Origin of the sequence: Bacillus sp. A1, from assembly GCF_042296235.1 — a bacterium.
Classification (GTDB): domain Bacteria; phylum Bacillota; class Bacilli; order Bacillales; family Bacillaceae; genus Bacillus; species Bacillus velezensis.
In genome coordinates this window covers 2,214,858-2,228,322 of record NZ_CP141181.1, presented here as the reverse complement: position 1 = coordinate 2,228,322, position 13,465 = coordinate 2,214,858, and the positions used below count along the sequence as shown (strand labels likewise).

Genomic DNA, 13,465 nt, shown 5'->3' with positions numbered 1-13,465 from the left:
TCCTCCTTATCAAACTAATAGTGACGGAAGTGAATGAACGTGCATAAACGACAGACCGTAACCGCCATTCTTCGCCTGATCGAAAAAGAGACAAAAATAAAAAATGCCGATAATATTTCCCGGACGAATGCCTATAAAGCATATTATGACCGCCATCCTGAGATCAAGTGGCCGCTTTTGGCATCCTTTGTGTCCCGCAATGCGGGCTGGTCGATGACTGATTTAAGAGGCGTTCTTTATCAGGAGGGTCTTGACAGCAGTCAGAAAAACTGGTTTTTCCTTTCGTATGAAAGGGCGAATTGGCTGATTTTTTCTGATGCCTATCCTCAGCTTCTGGTCTACCAGTGGTCAAAACAAATCGGCGAACCTCTTTTCCGTCATCTTCCTCATTTCCGCGTCTCGGCTTTTATGCAGGAAGAATGGTTTCGCTTTTGGCGTGACGGAGATACGGAACGGCTCATGTATGCTCTTATTATAAATGAACAAAACACTATCCAAGCACCTATTATACAAAATCCTTCGTTTAAAAAGAATGTTTTTGGCACGATTCCTTTTTATTTAAGTGATTGGTTTCACTTTAATACGGTGATATTCCCTTCATTTGACGGACATTTATACGGAATTTCCGTCAAACGGTTTTCGAAAATCGAAGAAAGAATTACGCTCGGAAAACAGCTGGCCCGCCTTCTGTTCAGTCCTGATCTGCACGCTTCTTTTTACCGTTTTCTTGATACCGTTCCTCATACCGGTTCGCGCTTTGATATGGAGAAAATGATCGGCATCAAAAAAAGAACATCACCGATGCTGAGGACAACCTATCCCATTGTTGCCCACCCATTAGACGGCGAAAGGGCGGATTGGTTTCAAAAAAGGTTAAGAAAAGGGGCTTTCTTACAGGAGAAAATGCCGAAACAGCTTGAACTGACGGACTGGTACTTCCAAAAAAGACGGGAGCTCCATGCGCTCTTCGCGGTGAAAGAGTGGCTGAAGAAATGAAAAAGCCCGAAACCGTTCGCTGGGGTTTCGGGCTGCTGATGTGTTACGTGGAAGGGCGGTTTGGGCCGCCTAATTTTTTATCAAGCGTATCAGTCGTTTTTGCTTCGGTTTTTTGCTGTTTACCTGCATTTTTCGGTCTCGTTTTCATACGGCACCTCCTCAACTGTATCGTTTGCATTAACGTGCCGGTTCATACAAAGTTTGCGGCACTTTTTTGTCGAAAGGCACGCCTTTTAGGATAATCTCTGTTTGTTTGCCGAACTGCTTCTAGTTTTGTCATGTGCAGAGGAGAGCGGTATGAAAACGAGAATTATATTCTAAAGAGACGCAAGTGATAAAAGGGAGGAACATGAATGTCTGTTTACACGAGCAAGGCTGATATTCTCCGTCTGCTTTCTGATATTGAAATCCGGATTTCTGCTGCTGAAAAAACGCTTACCCAGGCAGTCAGATCCTGTCAGGCGGAAGCTGAAGAAATCAGACAGGAGAAACTTTCCCGCCTTGAGGAAGAGGCGCGGGAGCTTCATGTTTGTATTGATGACCTGTTTTTGGCTGACCGGCGTAAAAAGGATTTGCCGAGAGCCTGCCGGATCAGCTGATTTTATGCAAAAACTTTGGTACCATATGTACTGAGGTGAGTCCGTTTGCAGACACAGTCGTTATTGGAGCTGACAGAACAAATGATAAAGGCGGTTCTTGAAGCCGAAAAAAGGTATCAGGATGGAAAAGAGTCAGGCCGTTCATATGATTTTTTTGAGACTATTAAACCCGATGTTGAAAAAAGAGACCGGCTTTGCGCGCTTTGGACTAAAGCAGCGCTTGCGTTTATTCAGGAAAACCGTCCGAAATACGTTCATCACGCACAGATTCAGGCCGTTACAGAAAATTTCGGAGAGCTGATGCTCCAATCATATGTTCATCATATTCATAAAAAAAGATACAGAGATTTAACTGAATCTGTTTTATATACGCTTCGTATATTAAGGGATGAAATTGAAAAAGAAGGCAGCTGAAAACGGCTGCCTTCTTTTATATAAAGGGGTCGGGTATGTTATTCATACGCCGGGTTTTCTGCTCCACTTGCTTCGAGAACCTTCATACTGTTTCGAAATTCGGTTGCGGTGAGATGGCCTTGAATATAGAGGAATTTTGCAAAGTCCATCAGTTTATCTGCACAATCTGTTTCATATTTTTTCACTTCAGCAAAACGCTTTCTTAAGTATGATACGTTCATAATGGTGCATCCCCTCTCATGTATGTTGAGATTATGGTAACATAACGATTCGACTTTTTTCTGTTTTTAAAAAATTAAGACTTTCGACAGCATTTGACAAAGATCAGAATCTCCGAAAGCACATAACCAAGGCGGAATTCATACATATATAGCAGAAACTTAGTGAGAGACAAGGGGGAATGTCATATGCAATGGAGAGCGCAGCCCTATCAAAATATGTACCAGCAGCCGGCGGGATATTTCTACCCGCAGCAGATACAGCCGCTGCAGCAGCCGAGTCCGCAGCAGATACAGCCATTGCAGCCGCCGCCATATCATCAGCAAGGGCAGTACCCGCAGCAATTTTATCCGAATCAGGAATACGGTCATGTGCAGCAGCCGTTTGCTCCCCCTCCTCCTCAGGCAGCCATGCCCGGGGGGCAGCCGGGGTTTGTGAATCCTTACCCCGTTCCCAGACCGAATCAGCAGCAGTCTTCCCAATTCTCAGGCATACTCTCCCAGTTTAAAAAAACGAACGGACAGTTTGACTTTAATAAAATGATAGATACAACGGGGCAGATGGTAAGCGCCGTAAATCAGGTCGGATCGCTGGTGAAAGGCCTCACCAATATCTTCAAATAAAAAGCATGAATGATATCCATCATTCATGCTTATTTTTTAGGGAAAAAGAGGGTAAGCGTCTGTTCATTCCAGGATGTTTCCATATCTTCTTCACTCACCTTATACGGGAGGACAACGGTTCTTGTCATGCTTGAAGACACGTGGGATGAATGAGCCTGTTTATGATCGTAGCGGATTGTAACGTGAAGGTAGCACCCTTTCGTTTCCACCAGCATATCCCCGTCACGGAATGTCTCGGGAACGCTGATATCAACCGCGAGGCCCGTCGGCTCTTCTCTGACGTCAATCGTCACTTGCGCTTCAGTAAAAGCCGAATTGACAAGGTGCTGAAAACCCTGCATCAATTCTGCGAAGGGACCTGAGTGAAAAAATTGGTCCATCGCATGGCTGATGATGTCCTCATTTCTTTGCGGATCAAGTTTATCGTTTTGTGATTGATCCATATGACCACCGCCTTTTTACAAACAGACTATGCGATGTTATGCTGTATGGTTAAGAATTGAAGGAAAAAAGAAAGTATGGTTAAATAGTGGAGAATAAACTGGTAACGGATTCACATTTAGGAAGGGGAGCACAACACATTGCTGAAAAAATTATTCGGATTGGGAGACAGCCGGAAAAAGCCGGCCGAAGAAGTGATTTTTTCTCCGGCTGACGGAGCGGTGATGGATTTGGCTTCAGTGCCGGATCCTGTATTTTCACAAAAAATGATGGGGGACGGGATCGCCGTCGAGCCTGCAAACGGAGACATTGTTTCACCGGTTGAGGGAGAAGTGATTCAGCTGTTTCATACAAAACATGCTGTCGGCATCCGCACCCTTTCCGGAGCGGAACTTTTGATACATGTCGGTTTGGACACCGTCAATATGAACGGCGAAGGCTTTGAAGCGCATGTAAAAGAAGGAGACAAAGTGAAAACAGGCGATCTGCTTTTAACGTGCCGGCTGGATTTAATAAAAGAAAAAGCAAGCAGCACCGTCATCCCTATGGTGATTATGAATGGCGATGCCGCAGAACCTTTGCAATTTGCAGGCGCAAATGAAGCGAAAAAAGGACAAACAGAGCTTTTTACGATAAAAATGAAGTAGGCAGGGGCTGATTCCCTGCTTTTTTTCTTGTGCAGGATTTTCATCTAGCCAGGCAAACAAATATTCGGTAAACTGTACCTCATAAAGAGGTGTGAACGATGAAGAAAAAATCACTGAGCGAACTGATACAGGAATTAAAAAATCATGAAAATATTGTGCATTGGCATGAAGAGGAACCGCGGGAGGCGAAAACCATGCCGATGCCGGAGCAAGTAGATCCGAACATTCGGGCGGCTCTCGAAAAGAGGGGGATCGAGCGGCTCTTTACACATCAATACTCCGCTTTTCAGACGGTTCAAAACGGAGAAAGCATTGTGGCTGTCACACCGACGGCCTCCGGAAAAACACTGTGCTATAATCTTCCGGTTCTTCAGTCTATCGCGGAAGATGCTTCAAGCCGCGCGCTTTATTTATTTCCGACAAAGGCGCTCGCGCAGGATCAAAAAAGCGAGCTGAACGAAATCATAGACGAGATGGGCATGGACATTAAAAGCTTCACCTATGACGGAGATACGTCTCCGGCCATCAGGCAGAAAGTCAGAAAAGCCGGGCATATTGTGATCACAAATCCCGATATGCTTCATTCAGCCATTCTTCCCCATCATACAAAATGGGTGAGTCTGTTTGAAAACCTGAAATATATCGTCATTGATGAATTACATACGTACCGCGGCGTATTCGGCAGCCATGTGGCGAACGTCATCCGCCGTTTAATGAGAATCTGCGCTTTTTACGGAAGCAAGCCGTCATTTATCTGTACATCCGCCACAATCGCCAATCCGAGGGAGTTGGCGGAGCAGCTGACGGGAAAATCAGTGCGCCTGATTGACGACAACGGTGCCCCGGCCGGAAGAAAGCACTTTGCTTTTTACAACCCTCCGATTATAAATAAACCGCTGCATATTCGAAAAAGCGCCACCGTGGAAGTGAACGAACTTGCCAAAACTTTTTTTAAAAATAAGATCCAGACGATTGTTTTTGCAAGAAGCCGTGTCCGGGTTGAAATTATTTTAAGCCACATTCAGGAGATCGTAAAAAAGGAAATCGGCGCGAAGTCTGTCAGAGGTTATCGCGGCGGATATCTTCCGAAAGAAAGAAGAGAAATAGAGCGGGGGTTAAGAGACGGCAGCATTCTCGGGGTTGTCAGCACAAACGCGCTGGAGCTTGGCGTTGATATCGGCCAGCTTCAGGTCTGCGTGATGACGGGGTACCCGGGCAGTGTCGCGAGCGCATGGCAGCAGGCGGGCCGGGCCGGACGGCGGCAGGGAGAGGCGCTTATCGTGATGGTGGCGAACTCTGATCCGATTGACCAATATATTGTGCGCCATCCTGATTATTTCTTTAAACGCTCGCCTGAATCTGCAAGGATTAATCCCGATAATCTCATTATACTGGTCGATCACCTGAAATGCGCCGCGTATGAGCTGCCTTTCAGAGCCGATGAAACATTCGGAGAAAATGATGCAAGAGACATTCTCGAGTATTTAGAGGAAGAAGGGGTGCTTCACGAAAACCGCGAACGCTATCACTGGGCGAGCGAATCTTTTCCCGCCTCCAACATCAGTCTCCGTTCGGCGTCACAGGAAAACGTGGTCATCGTTGACCGGTCAGAGACGGCTGATGTAAAAATCATCGGAGAAATGGACCGTTTCAGCGCGATGACGCTTCTTCATGATGAAGCGATTTATCTTCATGAAGGGGTGCAGTACCAGGTTGAAAAGCTTGATTGGGACCATAAAAAAGCGTACGTACGAAAGGTCGATGTCGAATATTATACAGATGCCAATTTAGCGGTGCAGCTGAAAGTGCTGGACATTGACAGAACGGACAGCAGAAAGAAAACGGCCTTACATTTCGGCGATGTAACCGTGAACGCACTTCCGACAATATTTAAAAAAATTAAAATGACGACATTTGAAAATATAGGATCAGGGCCGATTCATCTTCCAGAAGAAGAACTGCATACCAGTGCTGCCTGGCTTGAATTGAAAGAGACGGATTCGGAGATCGGCGAAAAAACGCTTGAACAGCTGCTTTTAGGCATTGCCCACGTCCTGCAGCATATCGTGCCTGTATACGTCATGTGCGACCGAAATGACGTGCATGTCGTGCCGCAAATCAAAGCCGCACATACCGGACTTCCGACAATCTTTCTGTATGATCATTATCCGGGCGGAATCGGACTTGCTGATGAAGTATATAAGCGATTTGATGAAATCAATGAAGGGGCTGAGCGCCTGATCAGACAATGTCCATGTCAAGACGGATGTCCTTCCTGCATCGGCTCCGAAATAGAAGGAATAGATGCAAAGAAAGCGATACTCCGGCTCTTGAATTACGTGTAAAAGAAAAGGGGGACGAAAGATGTCCTTGAAAAATAAATTAAAGCGGATGAAAAACCACCTGAATGTGCCGGAAGCTGAAAAAAAGCCGGCAGCTTCACAACTTTCGGTCCCGGATATTCAAGTCCCATTTAGAGAAGAATGGGAGGCATTCGGAGTGAAGCCTTTCTTTTTTGAGGATGAATACTGTCTTATCCGCGAAACCGTCTATCCGCTTTCGCACCGTCACGGACGGTACAGCTTCAGTGAACTTGATGACGTCATGGCATTATGGAATAAAGGCGGTTTGACACATACTTTATCAGCAGAAGGATACGAAAAAAGCCAGCTGTTCTTCTTTGATACTGAAACGACCGGCCTCGGCGGCGGGGCCGGCAATATGATCTTTTTGCTCGGTCATGCAAGAGTGTATGAAGACCGTGTCGCGGTTAAACAGCATCTGCTTCCTAAACCGGGAAACGAGACGGCTCTTTACAAAAGCTTTTTAAGTGAGGTTGACATTACGTCTCTTGTTACGTATAACGGAAAAGCCTTTGACTGGCCGCAGGTAAAAACTAGGCATACATTGCTGCGGGACAGGCTTCCGAAACTTCCTGACTTCGGACACTTTGATCTTCTGCACGGAGCGAGACGGCTTTGGAAACATAAATTAGAGCGTGTATCGCTTTCGGCGGTTGAAAATGAAGAGCTTGCTTTTAAAAGGGACGAAGACACCCCTGGTTATTTGGCGCCGATGCTGTATTTTCAATTTTTAAAGGCGGAGGACCCGGCTCTTTTAAAGGGAGTGCTCTCGCATAATGAACAAGATGTGCTTTCCCTCATCGCTCTTTACATCCATATGTCAAAAAAGATTTTTGCATCTTCTGATCAGACGTCAGAACGTCAGGAAGCATACGCCATGGCGAAATGGTTTATCGCTCATAAAGAAACCGATCGGGCTGTTTCACAGCTGGAAGCGCTGCAAGGCAAAGCCTTTGAAGATTCAGATCGGGCCCTTTTTGACTTAGCAATGCTTTATAAAAAACAAAACCGCAGGCAAGACGCCGTGCCCCTTTGGGAGAAACTGACGGGCTCTGAACTTCACATATGCAGACACCAATCAGCGGTAGAGCTGGCGATCTATTTTGAGCATCACGCAAAAGATTACAAAAAAGCTCTGCAGGCCGCGCAGCAGGCGGAAGAAGACGGGGAAATATCGGAAAAAGAAGCCGAGAAGCTCCATGTGAGAATTGCCCGGCTCAAGAGGAAATATTCCTCTTGAAATATTGCCCGGGAAAGCGCAAAAGCCGAGCCGTTTCGCCAAAAATATTTTTTTCTGAATCCGCATCGATTTTGTTGTAGAATGGTGCCGCATCTTGTAAAATAGCGTTAGTTATTTATAGGGGAGAGTTGGTATGTATAAAGGTGTTTTTTACTTGTTCTTTGTCGTGGTTTTTTTGATTGCGTTTGTATTTTCGAATTTTAAAGACAGCTTGCTGACGCACTTTTAAATTGGGTGATTGAATTAGAACATGCACCCTCTTTTCTTCATAACCTAACAGTGTAATAAAAGTTAATGGAGAGGGGATTTAGCATGTTTCATCATCATTGTTGCAGACCAAACGTGATGCCGCCGATTGTCCATCCGACTCATTGCTGTGAACACCATTGTTTTTCTAACACAGTTGTGCCGCATATTCATCCGCAACATACAACTAACGTAAATCACCACAACTTTGAGCACGTTCATTACTATCCGCACACTTTTTCAAATGTTGACCCGACAACTCACCAGCATTTTCAGTGCGGAAGCCCTTGCTGCGATCATTAGTATTGAACGCTTAAGCAAGATCGGTTAGGATATCAGCAAATCAAAATGGGGCCCGATGGGGAGCCCCATTTTTTAAGCAGGTGATCAATTGAAAGTATTAGCCGTAACAGGATACAAGCCGTTTGAACTCGGGATTTTTAAACAGGATGACCGGGCGCTTGTTTATATAAAAAAGGCGATAGAAACCAGACTCAGAAGCTTTATTGACGAAGGCTTGGAATGGATTCTCATATCCGGACAGCTGGGGACTGAGCTTTGGGCGGCAGAAACGGCGTACGATCTCAGAGAAGAGTATCCGGAATTAAAGGTTGCCGTTATCACGCCTTTCTACGGCCAGGAGGAAAAGTGGAAGGAGCCGAATAAAGAAATGTATGAAGCGGTGCTTGCTCAGGCAGATTATGAGGAGAGCCTGACGCATCGGCCGTACGAAAGTCCGCTCCAATTCCGGCAGAAAAACGCGTTCTTTATTGAAAAGTCAGATGCGCTTTTGCTTTTATATGATCCTGAAATGGAAGGATCGCCGAAATATATGCTGCAGCAGGCAGAAAAACGCCGTGAAACAGACGGATATCCGATTTATTCGATTACAATGGATGATCTCCGTGCCGCCGTTGAAGAAGAAGATTTCTTTACATAACACGTCAGAGAATATTTGACAACGGGACGTGTTTCTGAATAAAATATAACATGATGATTCACGATATGAGGTGAAAAAGATGCTTGCTGATAAAGTAAAGCTTTCTGCGAAAGACATTTTGGAAAAAGAATTTAAAACAGGCGTTAGAGGTTACAGACAAGAAGACGTTGACAAATTTTTAGATATGATTATTAAGGATTATGAAACCTTTCATCAAGAAATTGAAGAACTGCAGCAGGAAAATCTGCAGCTGAAAAAACAGCTTGAAGAAGCAAGTAAAAAACAGCCGGTGCAGTCCAATACGACCAACTTTGACATTCTGAAAAGGCTGTCCAACCTTGAGAAACATGTATTCGGCAGCAAACTTTATGACGAATAAGGCAGATGCACTTGTCAAATGAGACAAGTTGCTTTATAATGAACAAGTGTTCTTAACGTTCGGGTAATCGCTGCAGATCTTTGAATCTGTAGAGGAAAGTCCATGCTCGCACGGTGCTGAGATGCCCGTAGTGTTCGTGCCTAGCGAAGAAATAAGCTAGGGCAGCCTTGATAGGCTGACGGCAGGAAAAAAGCCTACGTCTCCGGATATGGCTGAGTATCCTTGAAAGTGCCACAGTGACGAAGTCTCATCAGAAATGGTGAGAGTGGAACGCGGTAAACCCCTCGAGCGAGAAACCCAAATTTTGGTAGGGGAACCTTCTTGAAGGAACTGAACAGATAGAAGGACAGAATACTTTCTGTAGATAGATGATTGCCGCCTGAGTACGAGGTGATGAGCCGATTGCAGTACGACGGAACAAAACATGGCTTACAGAACGTTAAACATTATTGATATGACAAATTAGAGCTCTCCTTTAAAGGGGAGCTTTTATCTTGAATGAAACGAAAGCTTAAAAGAGACAGGGTGATACGATGAAGAAGTACACACTAATAGCGACGGCGCCGATGGGAATCGAAGCGATCGTCGCCAAAGAAGTGCGTGATTTAGGTTATGAATGCAAAGTAGACAACGGAAAAGTCATCTTTGAAGGAGATGCGCTTGCGATCTGCCGCGCTAACTTATGGCTGCGGACGGCTGACCGCATCAAGGTACAGGTCGCCGAGTTTCAGGCGAAAACGTTTGATGAGCTGTTTGAAAAAACAAAAGCGATTGACTGGCGCGCGTACATTCCGGAAAACGCAAAGTTCCCCGTTATCGGAAAGTCCGTGAAATCAGTGCTTGCCAGTGTGCCTGACTGCCAGCGGATCGTCAAAAAGGCGATAGCGGAAAAGCTGAAACTTCAATCAGGAAAACAAAATGAATGGATTGAAGAAACGGGCCCTGAGTATAAGGTGGAGATTTCCCTTTTAAAAGATAAAGCCGTACTTACACTGGATTCATCAGGAACAGGCCTTCACAAAAGAGGATACAGGGTTGATCAGGGAGGAGCTCCGATTAAAGAGACGCTCGCTGCCGCGTTAATTCAGTTAACCAACTGGACGCCTGACCGTCCGTTCGTTGATCCGTTCTGCGGTTCCGGCACGATTGCCATCGAAGCCGCTTTAATCGGGCAAAACATTGCTCCCGGTTTTAACCGTGATTTTGTTTCAGAAGACTGGGAATGGATCGGAAAAGAACTGTGGGACAAGGCGCGTCTTGAAGTGGAGGAAAAGGCGAACTATGATCAGCCGCTGCAGATTTTTGCCAGTGACGTGGATCACCGGATGGTAAATATCGCCAAAGAAAACGCAGAAGAAGCGGGACTTGGGGACCTGATTGAATGCAAACAAATGCGGGTGCAGGATTTTACGACAAAACTCGAATTCGGCGTAATCGTCGGAAACCCTCCGTACGGCGAACGGCTCGGCGAAAAAAGGGAAGTCGAGCAGATGTATAAAGAAATGGGCCGGGCATTTGAATCTCTTGATACATGGTCTGTCTACATGTTAACGTCAAATGAACAATTTGAAGAGGCCTACGGAAGAAAAGCAACCAAAAAACGGAAGCTCTTTAACGGTTTTATCAAAACGGATTATTATCAGTACTGGGCTAAAGTGCGGCCGCAGCGGAAAAAGCCGCAACAAAGAGAAGACGCCTGAAACAGCGTCTTCTCCGGCATCTTTACGTTTTATTCTGCCATTACCAGCGGTGCGCTTTTGCGTTGCTCCGTAAAATAATGTTGGTCTGGGACATTTCGGTGTGGCCGTTCACTTGCGATTTAGAGCGTTTCGGCCGCGTCCAATTGTGATGAAACAATTCAGAATGCTGATCTAATCGATCTTTATAACTCATGTAACCATCACTCCCGGGTAGAATAAATTTGTGAAGATGGATATTCGATCGAATATCTGTTGTAGTTTGTGCAGGTCAGGTGAGGATCATTCAGAATGGCATGTATAGAAAGTGAAACATCGGCATAGAATGATGATTATTTCTATTTGAGAGGTGATCTTATTTTATGCTGAACAGCGAGCACTTCAGTAAAATACAAAAGGCGTTAGACGCAACTGCTTTCCGGCTGGAGGAAGCCGGAGCGGAGTTCGGTCCTTCCGCCATGACACACGCACAGGAAGAACTTGAAAATGCGGTAAAACATACACATTCAACAGACCATCCGTTCCTATGTACACATATCATTAACCGGAAATGATCATGACAAAAACTTGGCGAGGCCAAGTTTTTTTGTTGTATTGAAAAGGGTTAAATGATATTATAGATGGTCTGAATGCCGAATAGTTAGGGGTTGGAGTTGGGTGACAACATCACGTTTGCCTTTTGCTTTAACAAAAGAAAAGAATTTTTACGAAGAATTGAACAATTGGATTGGTGACGTGTTTTACGATATCCTTCCCGAGAAAGGCTTTGACCTTCGGGATGAGCAGGTATTTATGGCGTTTCAGCTTGAACGGGCATTTAAAGAGAAAAAGGTCATGTTCGCTGAGGCAGGAGTCGGTACGGGGAAAACGCTGGTGTATCTGCTGTTTGCCATCAGCTATGCCAGATATACGGGTAAACCGGCCATTATCGCATGCGCCGATGAAACGTTAATTGAACAGCTTGTCAAAAAAGAAGGCGACATTTCCAAGCTGACAGAACATTTGGATCTCCAGATTGATACACGGCTGTCCAAATCCCATGAGCAGTATCTGTGTCTGAAAAAGCTTGAGAAAACAATGCAGCGTTCTGATGATGAAAAGTGGCTGGATCTTTATGAGTCGCTGCCTTCATTCGTACACGAATCACAAGCGATGCAGCGCTTTTATCCGTACGGCGACCGCAAACAGTACGCTGATTTGACGAATGAAGAGTGGGCAGGCGTCAGCTATGATTCCTTCCAAGATTGTTTAACTTGTGATATGAGACATAGATGCGGTTTAACACTTTCAAGAGATCATTACAGAAAATCAACGGATCTGATTGTTTGCTCCCATGATTTCTACATGGAGCATGTATGGACGGAAGAATCACGTAAAAGGGAAGGACAGCTGCCGCTTTTGCCGGATCACAGCGCCGTCGTGTTTGATGAAGGACATCTGCTGGAATTCGCCGCGCAAAAAGCGTTAACCTATCGCGTGAAGCAGTCGACGCTCGAGCTGTTTTTAGAGCGTCTGCTTCAAAATGACATCAGAGAGGAATTCGCCGAACTGATTGAAGATGCCCTTGCCGCAAACGATGAGTTTTTCTATGTGCTGTCAGAGGAATCGAAGGAAATCGCCGGCTCTCACCGATTGGACATCCAAAACGACCAGCGCGTTAAGCGTGCGGCTGACGAACTGTGCCGTCTGCTCGATAAAATCGGCGAGGCGCTCGTATTTGAATCGGAAATGTATACGATTGATAAGTACGAGCTGTCAGTTGTAGAAGAATACGTCGAACAAATGGCATATTCGCTGTCGCTGTATCAGAAGGATGCCATCAGCTGGCTTGAAACGCGGGATACAGACTCAACGTTTGTCGTTATGCCGAGAACTGTAGCCGAAGTGCTGGGAGAAAAGGTCTTTTCTAAAAAGATTCCTTATATCTTCTCATCGGCCACTCTTTCTGAGGGCGGTTCATTTGATTATATCGCTGACAGCCTCGGAATCCGTGATCCTTTATCATTCACCGTTGAATCTCCGTACGATTACGAGGAGCAAATGTCTGTTGCGCTTCACGGTGACATGACGTCTGAGCAGAAAACAGCCGAAACGATTGAAACCATTAAGGAGAATGAAGGACGCACCCTCGTTCTTTTCCCTTCCTTTGAAGACATGAAAGAATTTAAAGAACAGGCTGCCGCGTGGGAGCTGCCGTATCCGATATACTACGAAGGTGACGAAGAGATCAGCAGTCTGGTCGAAAAGTTCCAGCGGGATGAAGAATCCGTGCTTTGTTCCGTCCACTTATGGGAAGGTCTTGACATTCCCGGTGACTCGCTCCGGAATGTGACCATTTGGGCATTGCCGTATCCGCCTCATGATCCGGTGTTTACCGCAAAGCGGAACGGAGCGAAAAAAGATCCGTTTGAGGAAGTTGATCTGCCATACATGCTCTTGAGAGTCAGGCAGGGAATCGGCCGCCTTATCCGTTCTAATCAGGACAGCGGAACCATATCCATTTATGCGGGCGGAGAAAGTGAACGGGTCCTGGCCGAAGTCAAAAAGGTTTTGCCTGTTACACCGAAAATTGTATAAAAACAAAAGCTGCAGGATTCTTATCCTGCGGCTTTTTTAAATCCGGGAAGTTGACTTTATCACGGCATTCCATTAGCCTGTAAT

General features: G+C 45.6%; 17 protein-coding genes, 1 other RNA gene and 1 pseudogene. 15 read left to right on the top strand and 4 right to left on the bottom strand.

The genetic code is table 11. The features are described from left to right. Positions 1-33: 33 nt before the first annotated feature. Positions 34-996 carry a DUF2515 domain-containing protein gene (locus U2H13_RS10865; protein WP_022553046.1) on the top strand — a complete coding sequence of 321 codons (963 nt, stop codon included), beginning with the start codon at positions 34-36 and terminating at the stop codon, positions 994-996. 43 nt (positions 997-1,039) lie between these two features. On the opposite strand, the gene sspM is transcribed toward U2H13_RS10865, so the two are convergent. Next, the gene (sspM, locus tag U2H13_RS10860) at positions 1,040-1,144 is read right to left on the bottom strand and encodes an acid-soluble spore protein SspM (RefSeq protein ID WP_003153525.1); all 105 of its coding nucleotides are present in this window, start codon (positions 1,142-1,144) and stop codon (positions 1,040-1,042) included. A gap of 205 nt (positions 1,145-1,349) precedes the next feature. On the opposite strand from sspM, the gene U2H13_RS10855 reads away from it, so the two are divergent. Next, positions 1,350-1,595, top strand: coding sequence for a DUF5446 family protein (locus U2H13_RS10855; protein ID WP_014418233.1), 246 nt, complete (start codon positions 1,350-1,352; stop codon positions 1,593-1,595). A gap of 45 nt (positions 1,596-1,640) precedes the next feature. Continuing rightward, positions 1,641-2,009: a YppE family protein gene (locus tag U2H13_RS10850; protein ID WP_017418019.1), complete on the top strand. Its 369-nt coding sequence runs from the start codon at positions 1,641-1,643 to the stop codon at positions 2,007-2,009. Positions 2,010-2,047: 38 nt separating this feature from the next. On the opposite strand, the gene U2H13_RS10845 is transcribed toward U2H13_RS10850, so the two are convergent. After that, complete coding sequence (locus tag U2H13_RS10845; protein ID WP_003153532.1) at positions 2,048-2,230, bottom strand: YppF family protein; 183 nt, start codon at positions 2,228-2,230, stop codon at positions 2,048-2,050. Between the two features lie 186 nt (positions 2,231-2,416). On the opposite strand from U2H13_RS10845, the gene U2H13_RS10840 reads away from it, so the two are divergent. Continuing rightward, positions 2,417-2,851, top strand: coding sequence for a YppG family protein (locus tag U2H13_RS10840; RefSeq protein ID WP_021494224.1), 435 nt, complete (start codon positions 2,417-2,419; stop codon positions 2,849-2,851). A 29-nt stretch (positions 2,852-2,880) separates the two neighbouring features. On the opposite strand, the gene U2H13_RS10835 is transcribed toward U2H13_RS10840, so the two are convergent. Continuing rightward, entirely contained in the window at positions 2,881-3,294 is a 414-nt protein-coding gene (locus tag U2H13_RS10835) for an Hsp20/alpha crystallin family protein (RefSeq protein WP_017418017.1), read from the bottom strand. Between the two features lie 138 nt (positions 3,295-3,432). Here U2H13_RS10835 and U2H13_RS10830 point away from each other — a divergent pair, with 138 nt between their 5' ends. The 9 genes and pseudogenes from U2H13_RS10830 to U2H13_RS10790 all read left to right on the top strand — a co-directional run bounded on the left by U2H13_RS10830 (position 3,433) and on the right by U2H13_RS10790 (position 10,807). Further along, positions 3,433-3,939: a PTS glucose transporter subunit IIA gene (locus U2H13_RS10830; protein WP_012117833.1), complete on the top strand. Its 507-nt coding sequence runs from the start codon at positions 3,433-3,435 to the stop codon at positions 3,937-3,939. Positions 3,940-4,037: 98 nt separating this feature from the next. Next, positions 4,038-6,284, top strand: coding sequence for a DEAD/DEAH box helicase (locus U2H13_RS10825; protein ID WP_025649788.1), 2,247 nt, complete (start codon positions 4,038-4,040; stop codon positions 6,282-6,284). 19 nt (positions 6,285-6,303) lie between these two features. Then, positions 6,304-7,542: a ribonuclease H-like domain-containing protein gene (locus tag U2H13_RS10820; protein ID WP_025649787.1), complete on the top strand. Its 1,239-nt coding sequence runs from the start codon at positions 6,304-6,306 to the stop codon at positions 7,540-7,542. A gap of 121 nt (positions 7,543-7,663) precedes the next feature. Continuing rightward, positions 7,664-7,771: pseudogene (locus U2H13_RS10815) on the top strand (hypothetical protein); the annotation flags it as partial. Positions 7,772-7,854: 83 nt separating this feature from the next. Continuing rightward, positions 7,855-8,091 (top strand): spore coat protein CotD, encoded by a 237-nt coding sequence (gene cotD / locus U2H13_RS10810; RefSeq protein ID WP_003153539.1) that lies wholly within the window; start codon positions 7,855-7,857, stop codon positions 8,089-8,091. Between the two features lie 88 nt (positions 8,092-8,179). Next, on the top strand, positions 8,180-8,728 hold the full coding sequence (locus U2H13_RS10805) for a DUF1273 domain-containing protein (RefSeq protein ID WP_007409499.1): 549 nt from the start codon (positions 8,180-8,182) through the stop codon (positions 8,726-8,728). A gap of 79 nt (positions 8,729-8,807) precedes the next feature. After that, on the top strand, positions 8,808-9,107 hold the full coding sequence (gene gpsB / locus U2H13_RS10800) for a cell division regulator GpsB (protein WP_003153541.1): 300 nt from the start codon (positions 8,808-8,810) through the stop codon (positions 9,105-9,107). Positions 9,108-9,162: 55 nt separating this feature from the next. Next, an RNA gene (gene rnpB / locus U2H13_RS10795) (RNase P RNA component class B) lies at positions 9,163-9,544 on the top strand. 96 nt (positions 9,545-9,640) lie between these two features. Further along, positions 9,641-10,807 carry a class I SAM-dependent RNA methyltransferase gene (locus U2H13_RS10790; RefSeq protein WP_022553050.1) on the top strand — a complete coding sequence of 389 codons (1,167 nt, stop codon included), beginning with the start codon at positions 9,641-9,643 and terminating at the stop codon, positions 10,805-10,807. A 40-nt stretch (positions 10,808-10,847) separates the two neighbouring features. On the opposite strand, the gene U2H13_RS10785 is transcribed toward U2H13_RS10790, so the two are convergent. Next, the gene (locus U2H13_RS10785) at positions 10,848-11,000 is read right to left on the bottom strand and encodes a YpzG family protein (protein ID WP_003153548.1); all 153 of its coding nucleotides are present in this window, start codon (positions 10,998-11,000) and stop codon (positions 10,848-10,850) included. Between the two features lie 166 nt (positions 11,001-11,166). Here U2H13_RS10785 and U2H13_RS10780 point away from each other — a divergent pair, with 166 nt between their 5' ends. Together U2H13_RS10780 and U2H13_RS10775 are read left to right on the top strand one after the other, a co-directional pair. Then, complete coding sequence (locus tag U2H13_RS10780; protein WP_003153550.1) at positions 11,167-11,358, top strand: hypothetical protein; 192 nt, start codon at positions 11,167-11,169, stop codon at positions 11,356-11,358. 103 nt (positions 11,359-11,461) lie between these two features. Then, a complete protein-coding gene (locus U2H13_RS10775; RefSeq protein ID WP_017418013.1) occupies positions 11,462-13,381 on the top strand; it encodes an ATP-dependent DNA helicase in 1,920 nt (639 codons plus the stop codon). Positions 13,382-13,465: the final 84 nt, after the last annotated feature.

Excerpts from the sequence above, each read along its gene's own strand:
- U2H13_RS10785 (WP_003153548.1), bottom strand. The coding sequence starts at position 11,000 with ATGAGTTATAAAGATCGATTAGATCAGCATTCTGAATTGTTTCATCAC.
- sspM (WP_003153525.1), bottom strand. The coding sequence starts at position 1,144 with ATGAAAACGAGACCGAAAAATGCAGGTAAACAGCAAAAAACCGAAGCA.
- U2H13_RS10840 (WP_021494224.1), top strand. The coding sequence starts at position 2,417 with ATGCAATGGAGAGCGCAGCCCTATCAAAATATGTACCAGCAGCCGGCG.
- gpsB (WP_003153541.1), top strand. The coding sequence starts at position 8,808 with ATGCTTGCTGATAAAGTAAAGCTTTCTGCGAAAGACATTTTGGAAAAA.
- U2H13_RS10825 (WP_025649788.1), top strand. The coding sequence starts at position 4,038 with ATGAAGAAAAAATCACTGAGCGAACTGATACAGGAATTAAAAAATCAT.
- U2H13_RS10855 (WP_014418233.1), top strand. The coding sequence starts at position 1,350 with ATGTCTGTTTACACGAGCAAGGCTGATATTCTCCGTCTGCTTTCTGAT.
- U2H13_RS10780 (WP_003153550.1), top strand. The coding sequence starts at position 11,167 with ATGCTGAACAGCGAGCACTTCAGTAAAATACAAAAGGCGTTAGACGCA.
- cotD (WP_003153539.1), top strand. The coding sequence starts at position 7,855 with ATGTTTCATCATCATTGTTGCAGACCAAACGTGATGCCGCCGATTGTC.
- U2H13_RS10845 (WP_003153532.1), bottom strand. The coding sequence starts at position 2,230 with ATGAACGTATCATACTTAAGAAAGCGTTTTGCTGAAGTGAAAAAATAT.
- U2H13_RS10835 (WP_017418017.1), bottom strand. The coding sequence starts at position 3,294 with ATGGATCAATCACAAAACGATAAACTTGATCCGCAAAGAAATGAGGAC.
- U2H13_RS10820 (WP_025649787.1), top strand. The coding sequence starts at position 6,304 with ATGTCCTTGAAAAATAAATTAAAGCGGATGAAAAACCACCTGAATGTG.
- U2H13_RS10865 (WP_022553046.1), top strand. The coding sequence starts at position 34 with ATGAACGTGCATAAACGACAGACCGTAACCGCCATTCTTCGCCTGATC.
- U2H13_RS10790 (WP_022553050.1), top strand. The coding sequence starts at position 9,641 with ATGAAGAAGTACACACTAATAGCGACGGCGCCGATGGGAATCGAAGCG.